The 24,463-nt window shown below is 64.3% G+C and carries 24 protein-coding genes and 1 tRNA gene; 18 read left to right on the top strand and 7 right to left on the bottom strand.

Translation table 11 applies throughout. From position 1 onward, the window contains the following. Positions 1 to 121: 121 nt before the first annotated feature. The gene (locus LQV39_RS05225; RefSeq protein WP_230022218.1) at positions 122 to 916 is read right to left on the bottom strand and encodes a 3-hydroxybutyrate dehydrogenase; all 795 of its coding nucleotides are present in this window, start codon (positions 914 to 916) and stop codon (positions 122 to 124) included. Positions 917 to 1,063: 147 nt separating this feature from the next. Between LQV39_RS05225 and LQV39_RS05220 the strand changes: the two genes are divergently transcribed. From LQV39_RS05220 to LQV39_RS05195, 6 genes are all read left to right on the top strand, one after another. Beyond that, on the top strand, positions 1,064 to 1,942 hold the full coding sequence (locus LQV39_RS05220; protein WP_230020900.1) for an alpha/beta fold hydrolase: 879 nt from the start codon (positions 1,064 to 1,066) through the stop codon (positions 1,940 to 1,942). A gap of 67 nt (positions 1,943 to 2,009) precedes the next feature. Further along, positions 2,010 to 2,360 carry a RidA family protein gene (locus LQV39_RS05215; protein WP_230020899.1) on the top strand — a complete coding sequence of 117 codons (351 nt, stop codon included), beginning with the start codon at positions 2,010 to 2,012 and terminating at the stop codon, positions 2,358 to 2,360. Between the two features lie 6 nt (positions 2,361 to 2,366). Next, the gene (locus tag LQV39_RS05210; RefSeq protein WP_230020897.1) at positions 2,367 to 4,613 is read left to right on the top strand and encodes a bifunctional (p)ppGpp synthetase/guanosine-3',5'-bis(diphosphate) 3'-pyrophosphohydrolase; all 2,247 of its coding nucleotides are present in this window, start codon (positions 2,367 to 2,369) and stop codon (positions 4,611 to 4,613) included. Between the two features lie 13 nt (positions 4,614 to 4,626). Next, positions 4,627 to 5,430 (top strand): ABC transporter permease, encoded by an 804-nt coding sequence (locus tag LQV39_RS05205; protein WP_230020893.1) that lies wholly within the window; start codon positions 4,627 to 4,629, stop codon positions 5,428 to 5,430. Between the two features lie 13 nt (positions 5,431 to 5,443). Beyond that, positions 5,444 to 6,385, top strand: a complete 942-nt coding sequence (locus LQV39_RS05200; RefSeq protein ID WP_230020888.1) for an MlaD family protein — start codon at positions 5,444 to 5,446, stop codon at positions 6,383 to 6,385. Then, on the top strand, positions 6,382 to 7,014 hold the full coding sequence (locus LQV39_RS05195) for a hypothetical protein (RefSeq protein ID WP_230020881.1): 633 nt from the start codon (positions 6,382 to 6,384) through the stop codon (positions 7,012 to 7,014). The genes LQV39_RS05200 and LQV39_RS05195 overlap by 4 nt, the downstream gene beginning before the upstream one ends. A gap of 16 nt (positions 7,015 to 7,030) precedes the next feature. Here the strand turns inward: LQV39_RS05195 and LQV39_RS05190 are convergent, their stop codons facing one another. The 4 genes from LQV39_RS05190 to LQV39_RS05175 form a co-directional block, all read right to left on the bottom strand. Continuing rightward, positions 7,031 to 7,348 carry a hypothetical protein gene (locus LQV39_RS05190; RefSeq protein WP_230020879.1) on the bottom strand — a complete coding sequence of 106 codons (318 nt, stop codon included), beginning with the start codon at positions 7,346 to 7,348 and terminating at the stop codon, positions 7,031 to 7,033. A 64-nt stretch (positions 7,349 to 7,412) separates the two neighbouring features. Next, complete coding sequence (locus LQV39_RS05185; RefSeq protein WP_230020877.1) at positions 7,413 to 7,904, bottom strand: hypothetical protein; 492 nt, start codon at positions 7,902 to 7,904, stop codon at positions 7,413 to 7,415. A gap of 178 nt (positions 7,905 to 8,082) precedes the next feature. Beyond that, positions 8,083 to 9,063, bottom strand: a complete 981-nt coding sequence (locus LQV39_RS05180; protein WP_230020875.1) for an NAD(P)/FAD-dependent oxidoreductase — start codon at positions 9,061 to 9,063, stop codon at positions 8,083 to 8,085. A 94-nt stretch (positions 9,064 to 9,157) separates the two neighbouring features. Next, a complete protein-coding gene (locus LQV39_RS05175; RefSeq protein WP_374199404.1) occupies positions 9,158 to 10,072 on the bottom strand; it encodes a cation diffusion facilitator family transporter in 915 nt (304 codons plus the stop codon). A 111-nt stretch (positions 10,073 to 10,183) separates the two neighbouring features. On the opposite strand from LQV39_RS05175, the gene LQV39_RS05170 reads away from it, so the two are divergent. The 11 genes from LQV39_RS05170 (at position 10,184) to LQV39_RS05120 (ending at position 21,059) form a co-directional block, all read left to right on the top strand. Beyond that, positions 10,184 to 10,260 (top strand) — tRNA-Val (locus LQV39_RS05170). Between the two features lie 227 nt (positions 10,261 to 10,487). After that, entirely contained in the window at positions 10,488 to 12,398 is a 1,911-nt protein-coding gene (thrS, locus tag LQV39_RS05165) for a threonine--tRNA ligase (protein ID WP_230020871.1), read from the top strand. Positions 12,399 to 12,422: 24 nt separating this feature from the next. Continuing rightward, the gene (gene infC / locus LQV39_RS05160) at positions 12,423 to 12,974 is read left to right on the top strand and encodes a translation initiation factor IF-3 (RefSeq protein ID WP_290368557.1); all 552 of its coding nucleotides are present in this window, start codon (positions 12,423 to 12,425) and stop codon (positions 12,972 to 12,974) included. 346 nt (positions 12,975 to 13,320) lie between these two features. Further along, positions 13,321 to 13,521: a 50S ribosomal protein L35 gene (gene rpmI, locus LQV39_RS05155; RefSeq protein ID WP_005667419.1), complete on the top strand. Its 201-nt coding sequence runs from the start codon at positions 13,321 to 13,323 to the stop codon at positions 13,519 to 13,521. A 20-nt stretch (positions 13,522 to 13,541) separates the two neighbouring features. Then, positions 13,542 to 13,901 carry a 50S ribosomal protein L20 gene (gene rplT, locus LQV39_RS05150; protein WP_047826396.1) on the top strand — a complete coding sequence of 120 codons (360 nt, stop codon included), beginning with the start codon at positions 13,542 to 13,544 and terminating at the stop codon, positions 13,899 to 13,901. 136 nt (positions 13,902 to 14,037) lie between these two features. Beyond that, on the top strand, positions 14,038 to 15,057 hold the full coding sequence (gene pheS / locus LQV39_RS05145; RefSeq protein WP_230020867.1) for a phenylalanine--tRNA ligase subunit alpha: 1,020 nt from the start codon (positions 14,038 to 14,040) through the stop codon (positions 15,055 to 15,057). Between the two features lie 157 nt (positions 15,058 to 15,214). Continuing rightward, the gene (pheT, locus tag LQV39_RS05140; RefSeq protein ID WP_230020861.1) at positions 15,215 to 17,641 is read left to right on the top strand and encodes a phenylalanine--tRNA ligase subunit beta; all 2,427 of its coding nucleotides are present in this window, start codon (positions 15,215 to 15,217) and stop codon (positions 17,639 to 17,641) included. A 144-nt stretch (positions 17,642 to 17,785) separates the two neighbouring features. Continuing rightward, positions 17,786 to 18,154 carry an integration host factor subunit alpha gene (locus LQV39_RS05135; protein ID WP_230020858.1) on the top strand — a complete coding sequence of 123 codons (369 nt, stop codon included), beginning with the start codon at positions 17,786 to 17,788 and terminating at the stop codon, positions 18,152 to 18,154. Positions 18,155 to 18,173: 19 nt separating this feature from the next. After that, entirely contained in the window at positions 18,174 to 18,587 is a 414-nt protein-coding gene (locus tag LQV39_RS05130) for a MerR family transcriptional regulator (RefSeq protein WP_230020852.1), read from the top strand. 182 nt (positions 18,588 to 18,769) lie between these two features. After that, positions 18,770 to 19,402 (top strand): response regulator transcription factor, encoded by a 633-nt coding sequence (locus LQV39_RS05125; protein WP_141837548.1) that lies wholly within the window; start codon positions 18,770 to 18,772, stop codon positions 19,400 to 19,402. A gap of 163 nt (positions 19,403 to 19,565) precedes the next feature. Further along, positions 19,566 to 21,059, top strand: coding sequence for a CHASE3 domain-containing protein (locus tag LQV39_RS05120; protein WP_230020849.1), 1,494 nt, complete (start codon positions 19,566 to 19,568; stop codon positions 21,057 to 21,059). Here the strand turns inward: LQV39_RS05120 and LQV39_RS05115 are convergent. Beyond that, complete coding sequence (locus tag LQV39_RS05115) at positions 21,013 to 21,825, bottom strand: Crp/Fnr family transcriptional regulator (protein WP_230020847.1); 813 nt, start codon at positions 21,823 to 21,825, stop codon at positions 21,013 to 21,015. The two genes, LQV39_RS05120 and LQV39_RS05115, sit on opposite strands and share 47 nt — an antisense overlap. A 454-nt stretch (positions 21,826 to 22,279) precedes the next feature. On the opposite strand from LQV39_RS05115, the gene LQV39_RS05110 reads away from it, so the two are divergent. Then, positions 22,280 to 23,947, top strand: coding sequence for a peptide chain release factor 3 (locus LQV39_RS05110; protein ID WP_230020846.1), 1,668 nt, complete (start codon positions 22,280 to 22,282; stop codon positions 23,945 to 23,947). A 79-nt stretch (positions 23,948 to 24,026) separates the two neighbouring features. Here LQV39_RS05110 and LQV39_RS05105 read toward each other — a convergent pair whose 3' ends face one another. After that, positions 24,027 to 24,356: a hypothetical protein gene (locus LQV39_RS05105; protein ID WP_230020844.1), complete on the bottom strand. Its 330-nt coding sequence runs from the start codon at positions 24,354 to 24,356 to the stop codon at positions 24,027 to 24,029. Between the last annotated feature and the right edge of the window lie 107 nt (positions 24,357 to 24,463).

Here is a 24,463-nt window from a genome sequence, read left to right as displayed (position 1 = left end):
GTCTATATTGAGTCGTATCGAATCGCCAGGTCAACAGGAAATCGCGTCCTAGACCGATTATTCTAGGTTTGAATGAAAAAACGGCGGCACATGGGGCGCCGCCGTTCCAGGAAAGGGAGGCTTACTGCGCGGCCCAGCCGCCATCCATGTTCCAGGCCACGCCGCGCACCTGGTCGGCGGCCGGCGAGCAGAAGAACACGGCCAGCGCGCCCAGTTCTTCCGGGGTGACGAATTCGCCGGACGGCTGCTTTTCGCTCAGCAGGGCCTTCTTGGCCTGCTCGTTGCTCATGCCGTCGCGCGCGGCGCGGTCGTCGACCTGCTTCTGCACCAGCGGGGTCAATACCCAGCCCGGGCAGATCGCGTTGCAGGTGACGCCGGTGTGGGCGTTTTCCAGCGCGGTCACCTTGGTGAAGCCGACCAGGCCGTGCTTGGCCGCGACATAGGCCGACTTGCCGGCGGAGCCGACCAGGCCGTGCACCGAGGCCAGGTTGATGATGCGGCCCCAGTTTTTCTGCTTCATGCCGGGCAGGGCCAGGCGGCTGGTGTGGAAGGCCGAGGTCAGGTTGATGGCAATGATGGCGTCCCACTTCTCGGCCGGGAATTCATCGACGTTGGCGACGTGCTGGATGCCGGCATTGTTGACGAGGATGTCGACGCCGCCGAACTTCTCGGCCGCGAAGGCCATCATGGCCTCGATCTGGTCCGGCTTGGACATGTCCGCATTGTGGTAAGCGGTGCGCACGCCGAATTCCTGGCCGATATCGGTGTACAGCTTCTCGATCTGCTGGGCGTCGCCGAAGCCGTTGAACACGATATTCGCGCCCTGTTCGGCCAGCGCGCGGGCGATGCCGAGGCCGATGCCCGAGGTCGAGCCGGTTACGAGGGCGGTCTTGCCGCGAAGTATGCCTGACTGCATAGTGGAATTCATTGCTTCCTCATCTCTGAACAAAGTGGATTGGAGTGCTGTGTCGGTCTAAGGCGGCCGGACTTGGTAGAATTCTAATCGCTCCGCCGGTTAAAATGTTGGCGGCCGTTCAAGATGCGATGACGAAGAGGAGGTGGCATGGTCGAACCGAGGCTGAAGAGCGTGCAGTGCAGTTCGCCGGCCGGCCTGCATCGCATGGCCTACAAGGAGTGGGGCGATCCGGCCAATCCGGACGTGCTGGTGTGCGTCCACGGCGTGACCCGCGTGGCCGATGATTTCGATGCGCTGGCGCGCGCGATGAGCGACCGCTATCGCGTGGTCTGCCCCGACGTGGTCGGGCGCGGCCGTTCCGGGCGCCTGCGCGATCCGCACCTGTACGTGGTGCCGCAATACGTGGCCGACATGGTGACCCTGATCGCGCGCGCCACCGCAAACAGGGACGACGGCACCGTGCACTGGGTCGGCACCTCGATGGGCGGCCTGATCGGCATGATCCTGGCCTCGCTCGAGGGCAGTCCGATCCGGCGCCTGGTGCTGAACGATATCGGGCCGGTGCTGGACGGCGCCACGATGGCCCGCATCGGCGAATACATCGGCCAGGACGTGCGCTTCGCCAGCTTCGAGGAAGGCGCGCGCTTCGTGAAGGAAGTATCAAGCTCCTTCGGCCCGCACAGCGACGAGGAATGGCACAAGCTGGCCAGCGACGTGCTGGTGCAGGAGCCCGGCGGCGCATGGGTGCGCCACTACGACCTCGGCCTGGCCAAGCCTTTCGCCGCGATCACGCCCGAGCGCGCCGGGCAGGACCAGGCCGCGCTGTGGGGCGCCTTCGATGCGATCCGCTGCCCGACCCTGCTGATCCGCGGCGAACTGTCCGACCTGCTGTCGCGCGCGACGGCCGAAGAGATGACGCGGCGGGGACCGAAGCCGCAACTGGCCGAGATCCCCGGCGTCGGCCATGCGCCGACCCTGATACATGCGCACCAGATCGCGATCGTCAGGGATTTTTTATTAACTTAAACGTCGCCCCGCGCGAATTTTTAACCGTCGCCCCCGCGCAGGCGGGGGCCCAAGGAAGCGAAGAAACATGGAAATCAAACGTCTGCACGTAGGCAAGCGCCTGTCCGAAACCGCCATCCACAACGGCACCGTCTACCTGGCCGGCCAGATCGCCGAGGACACCACCCAGGACATCGCCGGCCAGACCCGCGAAGTGCTGGGCCACGTCGACCGCCTGCTGGCGGAAGTCGGCAGCGACAAGACCCGCATCCTCAGCTGCCAGATCTACATCTCGAGCATGGAGCACTTCCCGGGCATGAACGAAGTCTGGGACAGCTGGGTCGCCCAGGGCCACACGCCGCCGCGCGCCACCGTCGAAGCAAAGCTGGCGAACCCCGCCTGCCTGGTGGAGATCGTGATCGTGGCGGCACTGCCTTAAGGCCGTATGGTATCGATTGCCGCACTCGGCGACGCCACCACCCAGCTGGTCTCGGGCCTCGGGCCAGACGACCTGGCGCGGGTGCAGGCGGCGCTGGATTTTGCCGCCGAAGCCTATGGCGAGCGCCACGCATCGTCGGGCCAGAGCGCCTTCGAGTTCTCGCTCGGGGTCGCGGTCACGCTCGCGCTGCTGCGCTCCGATGCCGAGACCCGCATCGCCGGCCTGCTGTTCGAGCTGTGCCTGGTCGAGCCGGTCATCGCCGAGACGCTCGAAGACCGCTTCGGCAAGGAAGTGGCCGACATGGTGCACGGCGTGCACCAGCTGATCCGCCTGCGTGACTTGACCGCAAGCCAGGCGCCGGTCGGACGCGGCAAGAACGCCGCCCAGCAGGCGATGGCTCAGGTCGAAACCCTGCGCAAGATGCTGCTGGCGATGGCCAGCGACATGCGCGTGGTGCTGGTGCGCCTGGCGTCCTGCGTCACCACGCTGCGTTATTTTGCGGAGATCAAGCGCTTCGACGAGATGACACGCAATTACGGCAGCGAGGTGCTGGACCTGTACGCGCCGCTGGCCAACCGTCTCGGCATCTTCCAGCTCAAGTGGGAACTGGAAGACCTGTCCTTCCGGATGATGGAGCCCGAGACCTACAAGCGCATCGCCAGGATGCTCGAAGAGAAGCGCATGCTGCGCGAGAGCTTCGTGCAATCCTCGATCGAGCGCCTGCAGCGGGAACTGGCGGCCGCTTCTATCCGCGCCGAGGTCAGCGGCCGTCCGAAGCACATCTACAGCATCTGGAAGAAGATGCGCGGCAAGGAGCTCGATTTCACGGAGCTGTACGACGTGCGCGCCTTCCGCGTGATCGTCGCCGATGCCAAGACCTGCTATACGGTGCTGGGCCTGGTCCACAACATCTGGACCCCGATTCCCAAGGAATTCGACGACTATATTTCGCGGCCGAAGCCGAACGGCTACCAGTCGCTGCACACGGTCGTCACCGCCGACGACGGCCGCCCGCTCGAAGTGCAGATCCGCACCCAGGAGATGCATAACTTCGCCGAGTACGGCGTGGCCGCGCACTGGCGCTACAAGGAAGAGGGCGGCTCCAACTTCAAGAGCCAGCAGTACGACGAGAAGATCGCCTGGCTGCGCCAGTTGCTGGCCTGGAAGAGCGAAGTGGCCGATGCCGTCACCGGCGCCGGCGACGAGGAACTGCAGCGCGAGTGGGTCGAGAAGCTGAAGTCGACCACGCTCGACGACCGCATCTTCGTGCTGACCCCGCAGGCGCGCGTGCTCGAACTGCCGCAGGGCGCGACCCCGATCGACTTCGCCTACCACCTGCACAGCGAGGTCGGGCACCGCTGCCGCGGCGCCAGGATCGACGGCGTGATGGTGCCGTTGAACACGGCGCTGAAGAACGGCCAGACCTGCGAGATCATTACCGCCAAGGGTGCGCCCGGCAGCGCCGGGCCCTCGCGCGACTGGCTCAGCCCCGGCTACACGGTGTCGAGCCGGACCCGCACCAAGATCCGCGCCTGGTTCCACGCGCAGGAACTGGCCGAGACCCTGGCGCACGGGCGCGCGCTGGTCGAAAAATCGCTGCAGCGCGAAGGCAAGACCGCGGTCAACCTGGAGGCCCTGGCGCACAAGCTCGGCTTCGCGAAAGTGGACGACCTGTTCATCGCGGTCGGCAAGGAGAAGTTCAGCCTGCGCCACGTCGAGGCCGCGCTGCACGACCCGAGCGAGGCCGCGCAGCCGGAAGACGCGGCGGTGGTCAACAAGAGCCGCGCGTCCAGCGTGGAGCAGGGCGCCAAGTCGGGCGTGCTGGTGGTCGGCAGCGAAGGCATGCTGACCATGCTGGCCAAGTGCTGCAAGCCGGCGCCGCCCGACCCCATCGTCGGCTTCGTCACGCGCGGCAAGGGGGTGTCCATCCACCGCGCCAGCTGCAAGAACTTCGGCGAGATGGCGTCGAAGGCGCCGGAGCGCGTGATCGAGACCGACTGGGGCCGCGCCGACAAGGAAACGGTCTACCCAATTGATATTTTCATCCTGGCCTCCGACCGCCAGGGCCTGCTGCGCGACATCTCCGAGGTCCTGGCGCGCGAGAAGATCAATGTGATCGGCGTGAACACGCAAAGCGCCAAGGGCCATGCGCGCATGGTGTTTACGGCGGAGATCGGGGCGACCGGGCAGCTGCAGAAGGCCTTGTCCGCGATTGCCGAGGTGTCGGGCGTGCAGGAAGCACGGCGAACATGATACGGACGGGGGCATGATCACCTCGCTCATCTACCTGAAACCGCGCGACTGGGGCGTCCGCATCGTCCGCTATCTGCACAGCTGGTGGGCCATGCTGCACCTGGGCGCCGTGGCGCTGGTGATGGCGATGTCGCCGTCCACCTGGCACCGCGGCAACCGGCTGGCGACCTCCCGCTACATCCATGCCGGCACCTGGGCGGTGCTGCCCTGGTTCACGCTGCTGACGGCGCTGGTCAGCCTCGTCATCATCCGCATCGTGCTGGTGACGGCGCAGAGCTACGGCCTGTCGCGCTATGCGCTGGAGATGATGGTGCGGGTGCTGGTGCTGGAGCTGATCCCGCTGTCGGCGGCGATGTTCGCGGCCCTGCGCGCCAGCATGGCCTTCGACGCGAATGCGATGGGCCTCGCGGCGAAGGGGGTGGCGCCCGGCGATGCTGCCGAGGCCACGCTGCGCCGCGTGCGCCGCGACCTGGTGCCGCAGGTGATCGCGAACGCCTTCTCGGTGCTGAGCCTGGCCATGGTCAGCACCGTGATCGTGCTGGTGCTGGCCTACCTGAATGTGTACGGACTGTCGCCCTGGGGCCTGAGCGACTACACCCGCACCGTGGGCCGCGTGTTCGATCCGACCGTGACCCTGGGCTTCGTCTTCAAGACCGTGCTGTTCGGGCTGGCCGTGGCCGTGATCCCGAGCGCCGCGATCCTGGACATGCTGCGCCACCGGCGCCGCCACCGCTCGAACGTGCAGCCGGGCGCGCTGCGCCTGCTGTTCGTGCTGCTGCTGATCGAGGCCAGTTCGCTGGCCGTCAAATATATCTAAAGAAGGACTGCGCATGGCGGATACCGTCCCGGACAACTTACCCAACGAGCCGAAGCACGTCGAAGCGAAGGCGGTGATCCTGCTGATCGTGATCGGCGCGCTGATCGCCGGCTTCTTCCTGTACGTGATGTATGCGCGCGGCGTGTTCGAACCCACCCAGCAACTGGTGCTGGTGACCGACAATTCCGAAGGCGTCATCCCCGGCATGGACATGACCTTCGCCGGCTTCCCGATCGGGCGCGTGCGCCAGGTCGACCTGGGCAAGGACGCCAAGGTCAACATCCTGGTCGATATCCCGACCGCGGACGCCAAGTGGCTGCGCACCACCAGCGTCTTCACGCTCGAGAGCAGCGTGGTCGGCCAGACCCATTTGCGCGCCTACAGCGGCATCCTGACCGACCCGCCGCTGCCGGACAAGGCCCAAAGGCCGGTGCTGCGCGGCGACGCCGCCGCCGAGATCCCGCGCCTGCTCGCCACCGCGCGCACGCTGCTGGAAAACCTGCAGAACATGACGCAGGAGGGCTCGGCGATCGCCAACACCCTCGGCAACGTCGAGACCCTGAGCGGCCGTCTGACCGGCAAATACGGGGTGCTGGGCACGGCCCTCGGCGGCGACGAGGAAGCGAAGAAGCTGCTGCAGACCCTGCAGCGCGTCGACACGCTGCTCGCCAAGACCGACCAGCGCGTGTTCGGCAAGAACGGCGTGATGGACGACACCCAGGCCGCGGTCCGCCAGCTGAACGGCGTGCTGGCCGACGCCCGCGTGACTTTGCAAAAGGTCGACGCGGTGCTGGTCGAAGCCCAGGCGGTCGGCGCCAACGCCAAGGTCGCGACCCAGGACCTGGGCCGGCTGCGCGGCGAGGTCGACGCCAGCCTGCGCAAGGTGAACCGGCTGGTCGACGAGATCAACCGCAAATGGCCGTTCAAGCGCGACGAGGAGATCAAGCTGCCATGAAGAAGACCGCCCTGACGATGCTTCTGGCGCTGGCCCTGGCAGGCTGCGCCAGCAAGCCCCAGCCGCCCGACTGGCAGCCGAACGCGAAGAGCGCCCTCGACGGCTTCACGGACGCCTGGCTGCACGGCGACACCGCGGCCGCCGACGCCGAATTCGCGCGCGCCCGCCGCGAGACCGCCAGCACCGGGCGCTTCGACAATGTGGCGCAAGTGGAGCTGGTGCGCTGCGCCGCGCGCGCCGCCGCCCTGGTTTACGACTGCCCCGGCTACACGGCGCTGGCGCCGGACGCCACCCCGGCGCAACAGGCTTACGCGGCTTATCTGGCGGGCCAGTGGCAGGGATTGAATGCGGGCCTGCTGCCCGAGCAGCACCGCGCGGTGGTGACTAGCGGCAGCCTGGCCGGCGTGCAGGACCCGCTGGCGCGGCTAGTGGCGGCAGGGGCCCTGATGAAAGCGGGGAAAATTACGCCGGCCGACATCGCGAACGCCGTCGACACGGCCTCGAACCAGGGCTGGCGAAGGCCGCTGCTGGCCTGGCTGGGCGTGCAGGAGCAGCGCGCGCAGGCGGCCGGCGATGCCGCGGCGGTGCAGCAGATCCGGCGCCGGATCGCGCTGGCGTCGGAGAGTTAGGCGCTGGCCGGCTTGCTCAGGCGGCAGGCCGTTTGATGCGAATCCGGCGCGGTTCCGGGGCGATGACCCTGGCGGCCACCTCGTCCGGCACCTGCTCGTCCTTGAGCAGGGCCAGCGCCAGATCCCTGCCGAGCTTCTTTTCGATCTTCAGGGCGGCCTCGACGATGGCGTCGTGTATATGGTTCTTGCGCCGGCAGCCGGCGAAGGGCGCCTGGATCGATCGGCCCGGCGCGGTGGCCATGGGCGGTGCGCGCTTGTTGCTGCTCAGCAGTACGCGTGCAATCGTTTCTTTCGGCACACCCTCCTGGGCCAGGTAGCGGACGGCCTCGTCCATACCCAGCATTTCCTGGTAGACCAAGGCGACTTCGATGTGTTACGAAATGAGCTCCAAAGTACGCTTACTTGACCCTCGCCACCCGCGCGCTGTTGGCGTGACCCTCGACCTGCAGGAAATAGGAGCCGAGCAGGCCGCGCGTGATTTCCACGGCCGGGTTCTGCATGATGGGCAGCACGGCGTCGGTGTCGTCGGTCACCTTCCAGGCCTGACCGTTGGCCAGTGTGAAGATCGTGCCCGGCACCCAGCCGTCGAAGCGGCCGACCACGCTGCTGCGGATCGAGGCCGGCTCCACGTCTTTCTGCTTGTTGACGACCGGGCGCAGGCCGAAGCGTTGCTCGGGCGCCGCGGCGGGCGCGGCTGCCATGGCCGGCGCAGCGGGAGCAGGAGCCACCACAGGCGCCGAAGCGGGCGCGGCGGCTACCGGAATCGCGTCATAGCAGGCGAGCCGGCTGGCGGTGTCTGGCAGGGCGCGGCATTTGAGGAGGGCGGCGTCGTCGGCGGAGGCGGCGCCGGCGGGCAGGGCGGCGCAGGCGAACAGCAGGAAATTCTTCATGGGCTCGTCCAAGTGATCATGCCGGAATGGCAAGTCATTATAGTAGCCGAGCTGCATGATTTCGCACTAGAGCACGCCGAACGCGAACAGCAGCACCACGGTCACCAGGATCGACACCAGGATCGATCCGAGGCAGCCCAGCTTGTTGGAGAAGAACAGGAACATGGGGATGCCTTTCTCAGGTGGCGGTCCAGCCGGCCTGCGCCGGCCGTGGCGGCGCCTGGCGCAGCGCCGGCGGCAACTGGTTGTGGATGCGCACCGCCGCCCGCGCCGCGCCGCCCGTCGCCACCGCGATCTGGTTCAGGCCGACGACCACGTCGCCGATCGCGTACAGGCCGGGCACCGAGGTGGCGTAGTGGGCGTCGACCACCAGCTCGTCGCACTGCGCGGTCCGCGCGCCCAGCTTCGCGGCCAGGTTCGAGCGCGCCTTCTCGCCGAGCATCGGGTAGAACACGTCGGCCGAGTATTCCTCGCCATCCTCGGTGTGCATCACCGGCTTCATCGATGTATCCAGGGTCACCGACAGCAGCGGCGATTCGACCAGGCGCACGCCGGCGGCGTCGAGGCGGCGGCGGTCGTCGTCGTCGAGCATCGACGGCGAGCCGCGTTCGAACAGGGTGACGTCTTCGCTGAAGGTGCGCATGAAGAGGGCGTGGCCGACCGGATTCGTTTCCGCGGTGGCGACGGCGATGCGCTTGTCCATCACGTCGAAGCCGTCGCAGACGGGGCAGAGGCGGAGCGCGCCGAAGGCGATCGCTTCGCGCCAGTTCTCGATCGGCAGGCCGGCGTCGGCCACGCCGGTGGCCAGGATCACGGTGTGGGCGCGCAGCTGCGTGCACTCTCCCTCCGGCGCGTCTTCGGCGGCGTAGTCGGCGACGAACAGGCCGTCCTCGATGCGCAGGTCGAGGATCTCGCCCGGCATCACGGCGCCGCCATAGCGCTCCAGCTGGACCGTCAGGTTGCCGAGCAGGACGTTGCCGGGCACGCCCTCCGGAAAGCCGGGGTAGTTGTGCGAGACGGGGATCAGGCGCAGGCGGCTGTTGCCCTTGTCGACCAGGGCGACGCTGCGGGTGAAGCGGCGCAGGTAGATGGCGGCGGTCAGCCCGCCGGGGCCGCCGCCGACGATCAGAGTGTCGTAGACTTGTTCTTGATTAGGCATGTGCCGATTATCGGCATGCCCATCCACTACGTCCTATCGGCGCGCGCCTCGACACTGGGTCGGAAGCCGCTGACACGCTGCTCAGTACAGCCTGTCAGTGATCGCCATGGACTTCCGGCTGCAGGGTCACGTGATCGATCGAGTGCTTGTCGAGCAGCATCTGCTTCACGGCCCGCAGCACCTCCGGCCAGGCAGTCAGGTCGGCGATTTCCAGGTGCCCGATCAGCGCAGGCTCGCCCGGCGACATGTCCCACACATGCAGGTCGTGCACCGACAGCACGCCCGGCACGGCGGCCAGGTCGGCGCCGACGCCCAGGTAATCGATCTGGTCCGGCACGCCCTCCATCAGGAAGTGGTAGGACTCGCGCAGCACGCCGATGGTCGATTTCAGGATCAGCATCGACACGAAGATCGACAGGATGGGATCGATCCGCACCCAGCCCGTGAAGTGGATGATGGCGCCGGCGGCGATCGCGGCTACCGAGCCGAGCAGGTCGCCCAGCACGTTGACCAGGGCGGCGCGCGTGTTGATGCTCTGCTCGCCGCGCGTCAGCACCCAGGCCACCAGGATATTGATGCAGGCCCCGATGGCGGCGACCACGAACACGGTGCCGCCTTGCACGGACTCGGGCTTGAGCAGGCGCTGCGCCGCCTCGTAGACGATCCAGCACACCAGCAGCAGCATCGCCAGGCTGTTGACGAAAGCGGCCAGCGCCTCGGCGCGCACGAAGCCGAAGGAGTGGCGGCTCGAAGGCGGGCGGCGCGCGATCAGCTGGGCCATCAGCGCCAGGCCGAGGGCGGCGGCGTCGGTCACCATGTGGCCGGCGTCCGAGATCAGGGCCAGCGAATTCGACATGAAGCCGGTCACCACCTCGATCAGCGCGAACAGCAGGGTCAGCCCCAGCGCGAATCCCATCGCGGCCTGGCTGCGGCCCTCGATGACGTGGCCGTGGCGGGCATCGCCGTCGAGGTGGGCGTGCAGGTGGGCGGAGGAGGCGTGATCGGACATGGGCATAGTTGAATGATGAAGAGCCGGCAGTATAGTAGGGTGGGCACGCCGTGCCCACCAAAACGTGCCTCCTTGCGCATCTGCAGCATAGCCCCTATAATGGCGGCATACGGGCGGTTAGTTCAGCTGGTTAGAATACTTGGTCGACATCCAAGGGGTCGCAGATTCGAATTCTGCACCGCCCACCAGAATACTTCAGATATAAGAGCGAGAAAGGCACCGACGGTTATGACACCGCGAACTACAACGATGTTGTGGGGGAATCGCTAGACGCGGTATGGTGTGCTTTTGTCTGTAAAAAGCTCGACGACACTACTTAAAAACGCGCCTGGTGCGCGTTTTTTTTCGTCCCAATACTTTACGTTTCAATTTTACTAATCTTAACGGGCGCAACCGGCGCCGATTGGAGATCAAGATGCTGAATGTGCGACTTCCGGACGGCTCCAGCCGTCAATTCGAAGGCCCGGTCACCGTGGCCCAGGTGGCCTCGAGTATCGCCCCGAGCCTGGCCAAGGCCGCGCTGGCCGGCAAGGTCGACGGCAAGGTGGTCGACACCTCCTTCCTGATCGAGAACGATGCCGATCTCGCCATCGTCACCGACAAGGACCCGGAAGGCCTGGACGTGATCCGCCACTCGACCGCGCACCTGTTAGCGTATGCCGTCAAGGAACTGTTCCCGGAAGCCCAGGTCACCATCGGCCCGGTCATCGAGAACGGCTTCTACTACGACTTCTCTTACAAGCGCCCGTTCACCCCGGACGACCTGGCTGCGATCGAAAAGAAAATGGCGGAACTGGCCAAGAAGGACGAGCCGGTCAGCCGCAAGGTGCTGCCGCGCGACGAGGCCGTCGCCTATTTCAAATCGATCGGCGAAGACTACAAGGCCGAGATCATCGCCTCGATCCCGGCGAACGAGGACGTCTCGCTGTACTCGGAAGGCAAGTTCACCGACCTGTGCCGCGGCCCGCACGTGCCCTCGACCGGCAAGCTGAAGGTCTTCAAGCTGATGAAGCTGGCAGGCGCCTACTGGCGCGGCGACTCGAAGAACGAGATGCTGCAGCGCGTGTATGGCACCGCCTGGGCCAGGAAGGAAGACCAAGAGCAGTACCTGCACATGCTGGAAGAAGCGGAAAAGCGCGACCACCGCAAGCTCGGCAAGGCGCTCGACCTGTTCCACTTCCAGGAAGAAGCGCCGGGCCTGATCTTCTGGCACCCGAAAGGCTGGACCGTGTGGCAGCAGGTCGAGCAGTACATGCGCAAGACCTACCAGACCACCGGCTACAACGAAGTCAAGGCGCCGCAGATCCTGGACGTGACCCTGTGGCAGAAGACCGGTCACTGGGACAACTACCGCGACAACATGTTCACCACCGAGTCGGAGAACCGTTCCTACGCGCTGAAGCCGATGAACTGCCCGGGCCACGTGCAGATCTATAACGCCGGCCTGCGTTCCTACCGCGACCTGCCGCTGCGCTACGGCGAGTTCGGCCAGTGCCACCGCAACGAGTCCTCGGGCGCGCTGCACGGCCTGATGCGCGTCCGCGGCTTTACCCAGGACGACGGCCACGTGTTCTGCACCGAAGAGCAGATCGCGCCGGAAGTGATCGCCTTCCATGCGCAGGCGATGAAGGTGTACGAGGACTTCGGCTTCGCGAACATCGACGTCAAGATCGCGCTGCGTCCGGAAAACCGCATCGGCACCGACGAAGTCTGGGACCAGGCCGAGGAAGCCCTGCGTTCGGCCCTGCGCGGCTGCGGCGTGGAGTGGACCGAGCTGCCGGGCGAGGGCGCCTTCTACGGCCCGAAGATCGAGTACCACCTGAAGGACAGCCTCGGCCGTCCGTGGCAGGTCGGCACCATGCAGGTCGACTTCTCGATGCCGGGCCGCCTGGGCGCCGAATACGTGGCCGAAGACAATACCCGCAAGGTGCCGGTCATGCTGCACCGCGCGATCGTCGGCTCGATGGAGCGTTTCATCGGTATCCTGATCGAGAACTATGCGGGTGCGCTGCCGCTGTGGCTTGCGCCGGTCCAGGTTGCAATTCTGAATATTTCCGACGCGCAAGCTTCCTATGTGAAAGAAGTCGAGGCGCGCCTGAAAGCGGCAGGCCTGCGTGTTCACGCTGATTTGCGGAACGAGAAGATTACCTATAAAATCCGGGAGCACTCCGTCCAAAAACTGCCGTACATCTTAGTTGTCGGTGATAAAGAGCGGGATGCCAACACTGTGGCCGTTCGCGCACGTGGCAATGTCGACCTGGGCGTCATGTCCGTCGATGCGCTGCTGGAACGCCTCCAAGGCGAGGTAGCAACCAAGGCGAAGTAAACTTTTGCGCCTTGAGACGGCCCGATCAAATCAACTTTAAAAGGAAACACCATAGCTACTGACAAGTCGTCACATCGCATCAATGGCGAAATCACCCATCCTGAAATGCGTCTGAGCGGGGTGGAAAACGAGCCGCTGGGCATTGTGAGCCTGGCCGAAGCGTTTCGTCTGGCTGAAGAAGCGAACGTCGATCTGGTGGAAATCGCCCCGAATGCGACTCCGCCGGTCTGCCGCCTGATGGACTACGGCAAGTTCAAGTACTCGGAACAGAAGCGCGCGCACGAAGCGAAGCTGAAGCAGAAGATCATCCAGGTCAAGGAAGTCAAGTTCCGTCCGGGTACGGACGAGGGCGACTACACCATCAAGCTGCGCAATCTGGTGAAGTTCCTCGAGGAAGGCGACAAGACCAAGATCACGCTGCGCTTCCGCGGCCGCGAGATGGCCCACCAGGACATCGGCGCCCGTATGCTCGAGCGCCTGCGCACCGACCTGGAGCCGTATGGCCAGGTCGAGCAGTTTCCGAAGATGGAAGGCCGCCAGATGATCATGGTGGTCGCGCCGAAGAAGAAGAAATAATTCTTCCTTCGCTGTGAGCCATGCCGGGCCGGACCCGGGCCCCAGGTGCGCCTGCGGCCCGGGCCTGGCCTATTTCTTTTGCGGATAGACCGCCGGCGATCCGCGTTCGGAAGCGTGGGCGCGTGGTGCCCACCCTACGAATCCGCGTAGGGTGGGCATCCCATGCCCACGAATCCGCAAACCTGTGGTAACATCTGCGGTTCTCGTATTTCAAAATGCGGGAATGCAAGACTGTAGTGGACTCGCTTCTGCTGCAGAAACAAGTGAAAGCAGGCATCCAAGAGCAGCGTTGCTGCCACCTGCAATCCTGTTACATATGAGGCTGCCTCTAAGAGGGCAGATGACTATGCCAAAAATGAAAACCAAAAGCTCCGCGAAGAAGCGTTTTCGCGTGCGTCCGGGTGGTACCGTCAAATCGGGTATGGCGTTCAAGCGTCACATCCTGACCAAGAAGACCACCAAGAACAAGCGCCAGCTGCGTGGCACCCGTAACATCAATGCGTCGGACGTGACCAGCGTTTACCGCATGATGCCGTCGGCCGTCTAATCTCACACTAAGGAGCGAATATGCCTCGAGTAAAACGTGGGGTTACTGCACGTGCCCGTCACAAGAAGGTTCTTGAACTTGCCAAAGGCTACCGTGGCCGCCGCAGTAAAGTATTCCGTATTGCCAAGCAAGCAGTCATGCGCGCTGGCCAGTACGCATACCGCGACCGCCGCAACAAGAAGCGCGTCTTCCGCGCACTGTGGATCACCCGTATCAACGCGGCTTCGCGTTCGCACGGCATGACCTACAGCGCATTCATGAACGGCCTGAAGAAAGCCGCGATTGAACTGGACCGTAAAGTCCTGGCCGACATGGCTGTGAACGACAAGCCGGCATTTGCCGCTATCGTGAACACCGTCAAGACCAAGCTGGCTGCTTAATTTCAGCTCAGCACACAGTTGTACAGCGCCGCGGTGAAAGCCGCCGGCGCAAAAAGGACGGGGCAAAGGTTGAAGGACCGATGCCCCGTTTTTGATTCTGGCGTTCCCCGCCATTCAAAACAGGAAAAGAACAAGCATGAACTCGTCGCTGGAAGAACTCGTCGTCTCGGCTCAAGCAGATTTCGCAGCCGCACAAGACGCTGCCGCGCTGGAAAACGCAAAAGCGAAATACCTGGGCAAGACCGGCCAGGTGACCGAACTGATGAAGGGCCTCGGCAAGCTCGACCCGGACCAGCGCAAGGCGCAGGGCGCCCTGATCAACGCCGCGAAAGAAAAAATCGAACAGGCCCTGACGGCCCGCCGCGAAGATCTTGCGAACGCCCAGCTGATGGCGCGCCTGAATGCGGAAAGCATCGACGTCACGCTGCCGGGCCGCGGCCGCTCGACGGGTGGCATCCACCCGGTCATGCGCAGCTGGGAACGGGTCGAACAGATCTTCCGCTCGATCGGCTTCGACGTGGCCGACGGTCCGGAAATCGAGACCGACTGGACCAACTTCACCGCACTGAACAGCCCGGAAAACCACCCGGCGCGTTCGATGCAGGACACCTTCTACATCGAGGGTGAGGACAGCACCGGCAAGCCGCTGCTGCTGCGCACCCACACCAGCCCGATGCAGGTGCGGTATGCCCGCACCCACACGCCGCCGATCAAGGTGATCGCGCCGGGCCGCACCTACCGCGTCGACAGCGACGCCACCCACTCGCCGATGTTCCACCAGGTCGAAGGCCTGTGGATCGGCGAGAACATCAGCTTCGCCGACCTGAAGGGCGTGTACCTGAACTTCGTGAAGGCCTTCTTCGAGACCGACGACTTGCAGGTGCGCTTCCGTCCGTCCTACTTCCCCTTCACCGAACCGTCGGCCGAGATCGACATCGCCTTCGGTTCCGGTCCGCTGAAGGGCCGCTGGCTGGAAGTCTCGGGCGCCGGCCAGGTGCACCCGATCGTGGTGCGCAACTTCGGCCTCGACCCTGAAAAATACATCGGCTTCGCGTTCGGCTCCGGCCTCGAGCGCCTGACCATGCTGCGTTACGGGATCAACGACCTGCGCCTCTTTTATGAGGGTGACCTCCGTTTCCTGAAGCAGTTCAACTAAAAATGGCCTCATAAACCTACTGCGCGGGCACATTTTCGCGCTGCGATGCTCGCCGTACTTTCGTACGACTGCGCTTCTCCCGCGAAACTGAGCCCTGCTCGCTACGGTTTCTGAGGCCATTTGAAACGCACACTTAAGACCTATAAAAGGCACAAACATGCAATTCTCCGAAAACTGGCTCCGTTCCATGGTCGATCCGAAGATGAATTCGGACGAACTGGCCCACCTGCTCACCATGTCCGGCCTCGAAGTCGAAGAGGTGGAAGCGGTCGCGCCGCCGTTCTCGAACGTCGTGGTCGCCGAAATCAAGGAAGTCGCCAAGCACCCGAACGCGGACCGCCTGAACGTCTGCCAGGTCGACGTCGGCACAGGCACGCTGTTGAACATCGTCTGCGGCGCGCCCAACGTACGCGCGGGCATGAAGGCGATCTGCGCAAGGGCCGGCGCCGTGCTGCCGCCTGGCGCCGACGGCAAGCCTTTCGAAATCAAGGTCGGCAAGCTGCGTGGCGTCGAGTCGCAGGGCATGATGTGCTCGGCCAAGGAACTGAAAATCTCGGAAGAGGGCAGCGGCCTGATGGAACTGCCGGAAGACGCGCCGGTCGGTCAGAACATCCGCGACTACCTGGGCCTGAACGACCAGAAGTTCACCATCAAGCTGACCCCGAACAAGGCGGACTGCCTGTCGGTGCTGGGCGTGGCGCGCGAAGTGGCGGCCCTGACCGGATCAAAGCTGAGCCAGCCGGCCGCGCGCATCGTGCCGGTGACCACAGCCGAAGTCCTGCCTGTCAAAGTCTCGGCGCCCGACCTGTGCGGCCGTTTCAGCGGCCGCGTGATCCGCGGCCTGAACGCGCGCGCCGCCACCCCCGAGTGGATGAAGCGCCGCCTGGAACGCAGCGGCCAGCGCTCGGTGTCGGCCCTGGTCGACATCTCCAACTACGTGATGCTGGAATCCGGCCAGCCTTCGCACGTGTTCGACCTGGCCAGGATCCATGGCGGCATCGACGTGCGCTGGGGCCGCAAGGGCGAGACGCTCAAGCTCCTGAACGGCAACACGATCGAAGTCGACGAATGGGTCGGTGTGATCGCCGACGAGAAGCAGCTTGAGTCGCTGGCCGGCATCATGGGCGGCGATTCGACCGCCGTCACGCTGGACACCACCGACATCTACCTGGAAGCCGCATTCTGGTGGCCGAGCGCCATCCAGGGCCGCGCGCGCCGCTTCAATTTCTCGACCGATGCGTCGCACCGCTACGAGCGCGGCGTCGACTATGCCGGCACCGTCGAGCGCATCGAGCGCATCACCGCGCTGATCGTCGAGATCTGCGGCACGCCGTCGACCAAGGTCGGTCCGGTCGACGACCAGATCGTGAACATCCCGCAGCGCCAGCCTGTCACGCTGCGCACCGAGCGCGCGCAAAAGGTGATCGGCGTGGCGATCGACGACGACACCGTCGCCGACATCTTCACCCGCCTCGGCCTGCCGTTCGAGCGCGAGACTGGCCGCTTCACGGTCACCGCGCCGTCCTACCGTTTCGATATCGAGATCGAGGAAGACCTGATCGAGGAAGTCGCGCGCGTCTACGGCTTCGAGAACATCCCGGCCTTGCCGCCGGTGGCGCCGTCCGCCATGCTGATCGAGCCGGAAAACACGCGCTCGCTGTTCGCGGTCCGGCACCAGCTGGCCGACCTCGGCTATCAGGAAGTGGTCAACATGAGCTTCGTGGAAAGCCAGTGGGAAGCTGACTTTGCCGGCAATACCGACCCGATCAGGCTGCAGAATCCGATCGCCAGCCAGATGAGCGTGATGCGCTCGAACCTGATCGGCAGCCTGATCGCCAACGTGCGCTACAACGTCAACCGCAAGGCCGGCCGCGTGCGCGTGTTCGAAGTGGGCGCCGTGTTCCACCGCAATCCGGCCGCCCAGGACGGTCCGCTGTCCATCGCCGGCTTCGACCAGCCGAAGCGCGTGGCCGCCATGGCCTACGGCCCGTCTGCGGACGAGCAGTGGGGCCAGGCGACCCGCGCGGTCGACTACTTCGACGTCAAGGGCGACCTGGAAGCGCTGTTCGCGCCGCGTACGCTCCGTTTCAGCAAGCTCGAGCATCCGGCGCTGCATCCGGGCCGCTCGGCTGCTGTCGAGCTCGACGGCAAGGTGATCGGCTTCATCGGCGAGCTGCATCCGCGCTGGCTGCAGAAGTACGACCTGCCGCAGGCGCCGGTGCTGTTCGAGGTCGATGCGGCCGCGCTGTGCGAACGCGTGGTGCCTTCGTATGCCGAAATCTCGAAGTTCCCGGGCGCCACCCGCGACCTCGCACTGGTGGTGAAACAGGACGTTCCGGCGCAGGCGCTGCTCGACGCCTTCAAGGCCGAACTGGCTTTGAGCCCGAACGGGAAGCTCGTGCAAGCCGTTGTTTTATTTGATGAATATCGCGGCAAGGGTTTGGAACAAGATGAAAAAAGTCTTGCTTTCCGCTTTGGCTTGCAAGATACTCAATCGACGCTGCAGGACGATGCGGTCGAGGCCATCATGGCCGCGCTCGCACAGGCAGCGCAACAACAACACGGCGCCAGAATGCGCGCTTGAAGGGACCTGAAGGGCCGCTGTAATCCGGCGGCCTTCTCGGTGTTCCGACTTCCAAAACAGATGAAGTAGGGGCTTCAAATTAACAACAACGATCTAGATTCCAACGTACTCCAGGAAGCGCTGGCCGCTGACCTGCATCGCGCGATGCAGGTGGCCAAGGTACGGAAGGAAGCGGAACAGGAGTTGCCGACCCTGACCAAGGCGGAGCTCGCCGAGCTGCTGTTCGAGCAGGTGGGCCTGAACAAGCGCGAAGCCAAGGACATGGTCGAGACCTTCTTCGACGAGATCCGCAACGCGCTCGAACGCGGCGAGGCAGTCAAGCTGTCCGGCTTCGGCAACTTCCAGTTGCGCGACAAGCCGCAGCGGCCCGGCCGCAATCCGAAAACCGGGGAAGAAATTCCCATTACGGCGCGCCGCGTCGTGACCTTCCACGCCAGCCAGAAGCTCAAGAGCATGGTCGAGGAGGCCAATCCGGCCAGCGCCGACAATGGTTCGCTGGCACGCGCAGCCTGAGCAGTGAGCCAACCGAGCCATGAATGACCGACCCAACAAGATGGAACTGACCGTACTGCCCCCGATTCCGGCGAAGCGTTATTTCACGATCGGGGAAGTCAGTGAATTGTGCGGGGTCAAGCCGCATGTGCTGCGCTACTGGGAGCAGGAATTTACCCAGCTAAAGCCGGTCAAACGTCGTGGAAACCGCCGTTATTACCAGCACCACGAAGTGCTTCTGATCCGGCGGATCCGCGAGCTCCTGTACGAGCAGGGCTTCACGATCAGCGGCGCCCGCAACCGCCTCGACGGCCGGAGCGGGGCGGCGGAAGAGGTCGAGGCAGTACCCCCGGCGCCAATCGCGCCGCCGGAGCCGACCATCGCGCCGGCGTTGCTGCGTGAGGAACTGCACGCCATTCTCGCCATCCTGAAGCACGGACCGCCGGCCGCCTGATCCGGCGCCTCCGCAGTCATCATTCGCGTATCGGGCTCAAGTATTCGTGCTCCTGTTGTTCTGCACCTAGGAGGTGCTAGAATGTCACTTGCGAATGTTGCTGACTTAAACGCATGCGAGTTCCGGGCGTGAGGTGTCAGCCTCGGCTCTTTCCTGCCTCAGGAAAAATCTAAGGGAAGACAATGATACGCGTTGCCATTTGTGACGATCACCAGATAGTTCGAGCAGGTTTCAAACAGATTTTTTCGTCGTCGGGCGATTTCGAAGTCGTCGCCGAAGGCGCTACCGGGCGTGAAGCCCTCGATATCGCACGTCGCGAGATTTGCGACGTGCTGCTGTTGGATATCGCCATGCCGGATCAAAGCGGCATCGATATCCTGCGCACCATCCGCCAGGGCCAGCCGAACCTGCCGGTGCTGATCCTGTCGGGTTACCCGGCCCAGCAGTACGCGCTCAACCTGTTCAAGATGGGCGCCAACGGCTACCTGAACAAGGAATGCGACGCCGACGAGCTCAAGACCGCCGTGCGTACCGTCTACCAGGGCCGCCGCTACGTCAGCTCCCAGGTCGGCGAACTGCTGGCCCAGAGCTTCGACCGCGACCCCAACACGGCCCTGCATACGGAGCTGTCGGACCGCGAGTTCCAGGTCTTCCTGCGCCTGGCCAAGGGCGCGACCGTGTCCGATATCGGCAATGCCTTGTCGCTGTCGATCAAGACGGTCTCGACCTACCGCACGCGCATCATGGAAAAGATGGGCCTGCAGTCGAACAGCGATCTGACTTATTACGCAATGAAAAACAACCTGCTCGATTGAGCAGGACAGTCTGCTCATCTGAGCGGACTTCAAGACCGGGACGACGTGGATACCGCGTCGTCCTGCCACCACATCCCCCGCACGCCAGCCCCAACCTGAAGCAAGGCAATTGCTCTCAGTCTATAATCGCGCACATCGTCGCTGCGTGAGAGGACCTTCCAGCATGTATTTCAGTGCCGACCCCGCCTTCCGGCCGGTCCGCAGCCTGCCGTGGTATCAAACCCTGCTGTGCGCGGTATGCGTGCTCATCCTGGTGCTGAACGGCGTCAGCCTGGTGGGCAACCTCGACGGGCTGAAGGCGGCCAATGCAAGGCAGGCCCAGGCGGACCGCGTGTCGACCCGCCTGCAGTACGTGAACCTGCTGGTCACCGATGCCGACAGCGGCTTGCGCGGCTATTTCCTGTCCGGCTCCGAGACCTATCTCGGCCCGCTGCGCACCGCACAGCGCGAACTGGACGGTCAGTTCGACACCTTGAAAAGCCTGCTCGCCGATAACCCCTCGCAACTGAAGAACCTGGCCCAGCTGCAGACCCTGGTCAGGCGCCGCATCGGCCTGATGGGCGAGGCGCTGGAGGTGTACCGCCATGGCGGGCTGCAGGACATCGTCGCCATCGCCCGCACGCAGGAAGACCAGGTCCACATGGACGAGATCCGCCTGCAGGTGGTGGTGATGACGGGCGAGCAGAACGATGCGCTGGCGGCAGGCGGCGCCGCCTTCTACGACCAGTACCGCCGCACCGCCCTGATCGGTATCGGCATCGACGCCGCTGCCATCGTCGTGCTGCTGCTGTTCTACAACCTGATTTGGCGCGGCTTCAGCCTGCGCCTCTCCGCCGAGCGTGCCCTGCAGCAGAGCAACGACCAACTGGAAACCGTGGTGGCTGAGCGTACCGAGCAATTGTCCGTGCTGTCGCGTCACCTGATCAGCGTTTCCGAAGAGGAAAAGGCCCGTCTGGCGCGCGAACTGCACGACGAGATGGGCGCCAACCTGACGGCGATCGGCATGTACTTGTCTTCCGTCGGCGAGCAATTGAAGGACAGCCATCCGGAACAGGCGGCCGCGCTCGGCTGCGCGCGCGCGACCCTGCTCGAGGCCGTGCAGCTGAAACGCCGCATCATCGAGGATTTACGGCCCAGCCTGCTGGACAACATGGGCCTGGCGGCGGCGCTGCAAAGCTATTGCGAAGATTTTGCGCGCGCCACGCGCCTGGATTGCGAAGCCCTGGTCGAGCTCGAGGCCGACAGCGCCGGCACGATGCAGGCGATTGCGCTGTTCCGCATCGCCCAGGAATCGCTGAACAATGTCGCCAAATACGCGCAGGCGCGCCACGTGGTCGTGCACCTGGCGCGGGAAGGGGCGGGGCTGGCGCTGGAAGTCAGCGACGATGGCGTCGGCATTCCGCCCGATGCGATGCGGCGCCCGAAGTCGCACGGCCTGCTGGGCATGCGCGAACGCGCGCTGCTGCTGGGCGGGACTTTAAAGGTGGAACGAGGGGTGAATGGTGTCGGCACCTGCGTGCAAGCCTGGGTGCCTATGGGAGTGCCGGCCGCCGGGCCGGTCGGCGCCGTTTCCGGCGCCCCGGCCCTGCCGGTCCTGGAGATGTCGCCGCTTATGCGCGTGCAACATCCAGCAGCAGACGGTCGTACTCGCTTTTAGCGACCTTGTAGCACTCGCCGGCGTAGTCTTCCAGGCCCTGGCGGTTCAGCACGGTGATGTTGCCGCGGCGGTACTGGATCAGGCCTTCGTCCTGCAGCTTGCCGGCGGCGGCAGTGATGCTTTCGCGGCGCACGCCCAGCATGATGGAGATCAGTTCCTGGGTCACTTTCAGCTCGTTGCTGGCCGAACGGTCCAGGCGGTCGAGCAGCCAGCGGCACAGTTTCTGCTCGATCGAGCTGTGGCGGCCGCCGACGGCGTTCTGGGCCATCTGGGCGAACAGGGCATTGGTGTAGCGCATCAGCAGCTGGGGCAGGGCGCCGCCCTTGTTGAAGGCATCGCGCAGGAACTGGGTCTTCAGACGGTAGCCGTAGCCGGCGCTCTGGACCACGGCGCTGCAGGTGGCGCGTTCGCCCATGAACAGCGACACGCCGACCGCGCCTTCATGGCCAACCACCGCGATTTCGGTGGTGGCGCCGTCTTCCATCACGTACAGCAGGGAGACGATGGCGGTGGTGGGGAAGTACACGTATTCGAGTTTGCTGCCGAATTCGAACAGTTCCTTGCCGAAGGGCAGGGGAACCAGTTCCAGGTGTTCAAACAGGTTTTCCAAGTCTTGGCGCGGCAGGGCCGCGAGCAACTCATTCTGTTGGGTGCCGCTGTAGCTGACGACCGGACGGGACGCCACTTTGAATTCCTCGGCCGATGCGGGAATCTGGTTGACCGACTGGGGCTTCTGAGCGGCAACACCAAGTTGAGCGTTATTCATATTGTCCTCGTTATCTCTGACTTACTTCACGAACCTTCGTGGGGGCGAATGCTTGGATGGGTTTCCTCATCGCGATGTGTGTACTTTATTGCCATAGTCTCTTGCCGAACATAAGACTAGTCGTCGCCCCCATGTAGGTTCTATGCATGATGTTTTGTCAGTCCAGTCCTACTAGAGAGAAACATTCAAAAGAGGCCACTTTTGGTATCCGAGAATACGCAAGACGGCATTAAAACGATTTCGCGCTCAGCTTTATATGACGTGTTGACAACGAAGTTTGTATTGTTAAGTTCGTCAGGAACATAGCGCGCTACTCTGGCGTTTTCCGCCGTTAACGAAAAATTCACAAGCCATGCTCGGGGAAGCCCGACTTGTCCTACACCGATTGCAAGACAAACGGGGCGAGACTCGGTAAAATCGCGCGTTTATGCACACGCGCCGCAAGGGCGAGACCATGTCCAACGAAACCGCAGCAAGCAACACCGAAAACGGCGACGACGTCCTCGCCGCCCCGCAGGCCAAAACCGCCGCGCAGATCGCGCGCGAAGTCGGCCGCCGCCGCACCTTCGGCATCATTTCCCACCCCGACGCCGGTAAAACCACGCTCACCGAAAAGCTGCTGCTGTTCTCGGGCGCGATCCAGCTGGCCGGCACCGTCAAGGGCCGCAAGAGCGGACGCCACGCCACCTCCGACTGGATGGACATCGAGAAGCAGCGCGGCATCTCGGTCGCGTCCTCGGTGATGCAGTTCGAGTTCCGCGACCACGTGATCAACCTGCTGGACACCCCGGGCCACCAGGACTTCTCGGAAGACACCTACCGCGTGCTGACGGCGGTCGACTCGGCCCTGATGGTGATCGACGCCGCCAAGGGCGTGGAGGAGCAGACCATCAAGCTGCTGGACGTCTGCCGCATGCGCGCCACGCCCATCGTCACCTTCATGAACAAGATGGACCGCGAAACCCGCGACCCGCTGGAGCTGCTGGACGAAGTGGAATCGGTGCTGAAGATCGAGTGCGCGCCGGTGACCTGGCCTATCGGCATGGGCAAGAACTTCCGCGGCGTGTATCACCTGATCAAGGATGAGATCATGCTGTTCAAGGCCGGCGAGGAAAAGGCCGACGGCGACTACGAGATCATCAAGGGCATCGACAACCCGCGCCTGGCCGAGATGTTCCCGATGGAGATCGAGCAGCTCAAGATGGAAGTGGAGCTGGTGCACGGCGCTTCGCACGTGTTCGACCTGGAGCGCTTCCTGTCCGGCGTGCAGACCCCGGTCTTCTTCGGCTCCGCGATCAACAACTTCGGCGTGCGCGAGATCCTGTCGGCGCTGATCGACTGGGCCCCGGCCCCGCGCGAGCGCGACGCCACCGTGCGCGCCGTGAAGCCCGAGGAGCAGCCGTTCTCCGGCTTCGTCTTCAAGATCCAGGCCAACATGGACCCGGCCCACCGCGACCGCATCGCCTTCCTGCGCGTGTGCTCGGGGCGTTTCGACAAGGGCATGAAGGTCAGGCACCTGCGCCTGGGCCGCGAAGTGAAACTGTCGTCCGTGGTGACCTTCATGGCATCGTCGCGTGAACAGGTCGAGGAAGCCTATGCCGGCGACATCATCGGCCTGCCGAACCACGGCAACATGCAGATCGGCGACAGCTTCTCGGAAGGCGAGCTGCTGACCTTCACCGGCATTCCTTACTTCGCGCCGGACCTGTTCCGCACGGTGCGGATCCGTAATCCGCTGAAGACCAAGCAGCTGCACAAGGGCTTGCAGCAGCTGGGCGAAGAGGGCGCGGTGCAGGTCTTCAAGCCGGTGCTCGGCTCCGACCTGATCCTGGGCGCCGTCGGCGTGCTGCAGTTCGAGGTGGTGGCGAGCCGCCTGCTGAACGAGTACGGCGTCGACGCCATGTTCGAAGGCTCCAGCATCAGCAGCGCGCGCTGGGTCTCGAGCGACGACAAGAAGGCCCTGTCCGACTTCGAATCCCAGCTGGCGCCGCAGGTGGCTTATGACGCCGCCGGCAACCTGGCCTTCCTGGCCACCTCCGGCGTCAACCTGCGCCTGACCCAGGAACGCTGGCCGAAGCTGCAGTTCCATGCGACGCGCGAGCACGCGGCGAAGCTGGATTAATTGGCAGTAGATCGACGTGGGCACGGGGTGCCCACCCTACGTTGACTGTAGGGTGGGCACCCCGTGCCCACGTACTCGTTTACGGCGCCGGCTTCCGCAACCAAGCCTCCACCACGCTCCCCACCCAGCACAGCGCAAACACCCAACCCGACAGCGTCACCGCCAGCGGCGTGGGCCGCGCCTCCAGTTTGGCCGCCAGCGCCGCCGGATCGAGCGGCAGGGTCCCGGACAGCAGCTGCCCGGTCAGGGCATTCGCCTCGTCCAGCGCGAAGTTCAGGTAGACATAGCCCGCCACGAGCGCCGGCAGCGCAAACAGCAGGGCGAGGCGGCGCCGGCCCAGGTACCACTGGCCGACGCCAGGAAACACCAGGGCGGACAACAGGGCGGCGGCCCCTTTGGAACGGTTCATGCGCATCCTTTCCGAATATTGAGCAGGCACAAGAGCTATTGTGCCGGACAGCGTAGATTTCCCCAATGCACGTCTTTCTGCGTGTACACGACATCGTTGTTGACAGG

It is taken from the genome of Massilia sp. Bi118, assembly GCF_918697865.1.
In the GTDB taxonomy this organism is placed as follows: domain Bacteria; phylum Pseudomonadota; class Gammaproteobacteria; order Burkholderiales; family Burkholderiaceae_D; genus Telluria.
Note: the sequence above shows the minus strand (reverse complement) of the source record. Positions and strands in the feature narration are given on the sequence as shown.

What these genes read in the sequence shown, in the direction of transcription:
- LQV39_RS05210 (WP_230020897.1), top strand. Translation starts at nt 2,367, where the DNA reads ATGGTATCGATTGCCGCACTCGGCGACGCCACCACCCAGCTGGTCTCG.
- LQV39_RS05195 (WP_230020881.1), top strand. Translation starts at nt 6,382, where the DNA reads ATGAAGAAGACCGCCCTGACGATGCTTCTGGCGCTGGCCCTGGCAGGC.
- rpmI (WP_005667419.1), top strand. Translation starts at nt 13,321, where the DNA reads ATGCCAAAAATGAAAACCAAAAGCTCCGCGAAGAAGCGTTTTCGCGTG.
- LQV39_RS05135 (WP_230020858.1), top strand. Translation starts at nt 17,786, where the DNA reads ATGCAGGTGGCCAAGGTACGGAAGGAAGCGGAACAGGAGTTGCCGACC.
- LQV39_RS05125 (WP_141837548.1), top strand. Translation starts at nt 18,770, where the DNA reads ATGATACGCGTTGCCATTTGTGACGATCACCAGATAGTTCGAGCAGGT.
- LQV39_RS05220 (WP_230020900.1), top strand. Translation starts at nt 1,064, where the DNA reads ATGGTCGAACCGAGGCTGAAGAGCGTGCAGTGCAGTTCGCCGGCCGGC.
- LQV39_RS05215 (WP_230020899.1), top strand. Translation starts at nt 2,010, where the DNA reads ATGGAAATCAAACGTCTGCACGTAGGCAAGCGCCTGTCCGAAACCGCC.
- LQV39_RS05225 (WP_230022218.1), bottom strand. Translation starts at nt 916, where the DNA reads ATGCAGTCAGGCATACTTCGCGGCAAGACCGCCCTCGTAACCGGCTCG.
- LQV39_RS05190 (WP_230020879.1), bottom strand. Translation starts at nt 7,348, where the DNA reads ATGGACGAGGCCGTCCGCTACCTGGCCCAGGAGGGTGTGCCGAAAGAA.
- LQV39_RS05120 (WP_230020849.1), top strand. Translation starts at nt 19,566, where the DNA reads ATGTATTTCAGTGCCGACCCCGCCTTCCGGCCGGTCCGCAGCCTGCCG.
- LQV39_RS05205 (WP_230020893.1), top strand. Translation starts at nt 4,627, where the DNA reads ATGATCACCTCGCTCATCTACCTGAAACCGCGCGACTGGGGCGTCCGC.
- LQV39_RS05185 (WP_230020877.1), bottom strand. Translation starts at nt 7,904, where the DNA reads ATGAAGAATTTCCTGCTGTTCGCCTGCGCCGCCCTGCCCGCCGGCGCC.
- pheS (WP_230020867.1), top strand. Translation starts at nt 14,038, where the DNA reads ATGAACTCGTCGCTGGAAGAACTCGTCGTCTCGGCTCAAGCAGATTTC.
- LQV39_RS05105 (WP_230020844.1), bottom strand. Translation starts at nt 24,356, where the DNA reads ATGAACCGTTCCAAAGGGGCCGCCGCCCTGTTGTCCGCCCTGGTGTTT.
- LQV39_RS05115 (WP_230020847.1), bottom strand. Translation starts at nt 21,825, where the DNA reads ATGAATAACGCTCAACTTGGTGTTGCCGCTCAGAAGCCCCAGTCGGTC.
- LQV39_RS05200 (WP_230020888.1), top strand. Translation starts at nt 5,444, where the DNA reads ATGGCGGATACCGTCCCGGACAACTTACCCAACGAGCCGAAGCACGTC.
- LQV39_RS05175 (WP_374199404.1), bottom strand. Translation starts at nt 10,072, where the DNA reads ATGTCCGATCACGCCTCCTCCGCCCACCTGCACGCCCACCTCGACGGC.
- thrS (WP_230020871.1), top strand. Translation starts at nt 10,488, where the DNA reads ATGCTGAATGTGCGACTTCCGGACGGCTCCAGCCGTCAATTCGAAGGC.
- LQV39_RS05110 (WP_230020846.1), top strand. Translation starts at nt 22,280, where the DNA reads ATGTCCAACGAAACCGCAGCAAGCAACACCGAAAACGGCGACGACGTC.
- LQV39_RS05130 (WP_230020852.1), top strand. Translation starts at nt 18,174, where the DNA reads ATGAATGACCGACCCAACAAGATGGAACTGACCGTACTGCCCCCGATT.
- rplT (WP_047826396.1), top strand. Translation starts at nt 13,542, where the DNA reads ATGCCTCGAGTAAAACGTGGGGTTACTGCACGTGCCCGTCACAAGAAG.
- LQV39_RS05180 (WP_230020875.1), bottom strand. Translation starts at nt 9,063, where the DNA reads ATGCCTAATCAAGAACAAGTCTACGACACTCTGATCGTCGGCGGCGGC.
- pheT (WP_230020861.1), top strand. Translation starts at nt 15,215, where the DNA reads ATGCAATTCTCCGAAAACTGGCTCCGTTCCATGGTCGATCCGAAGATG.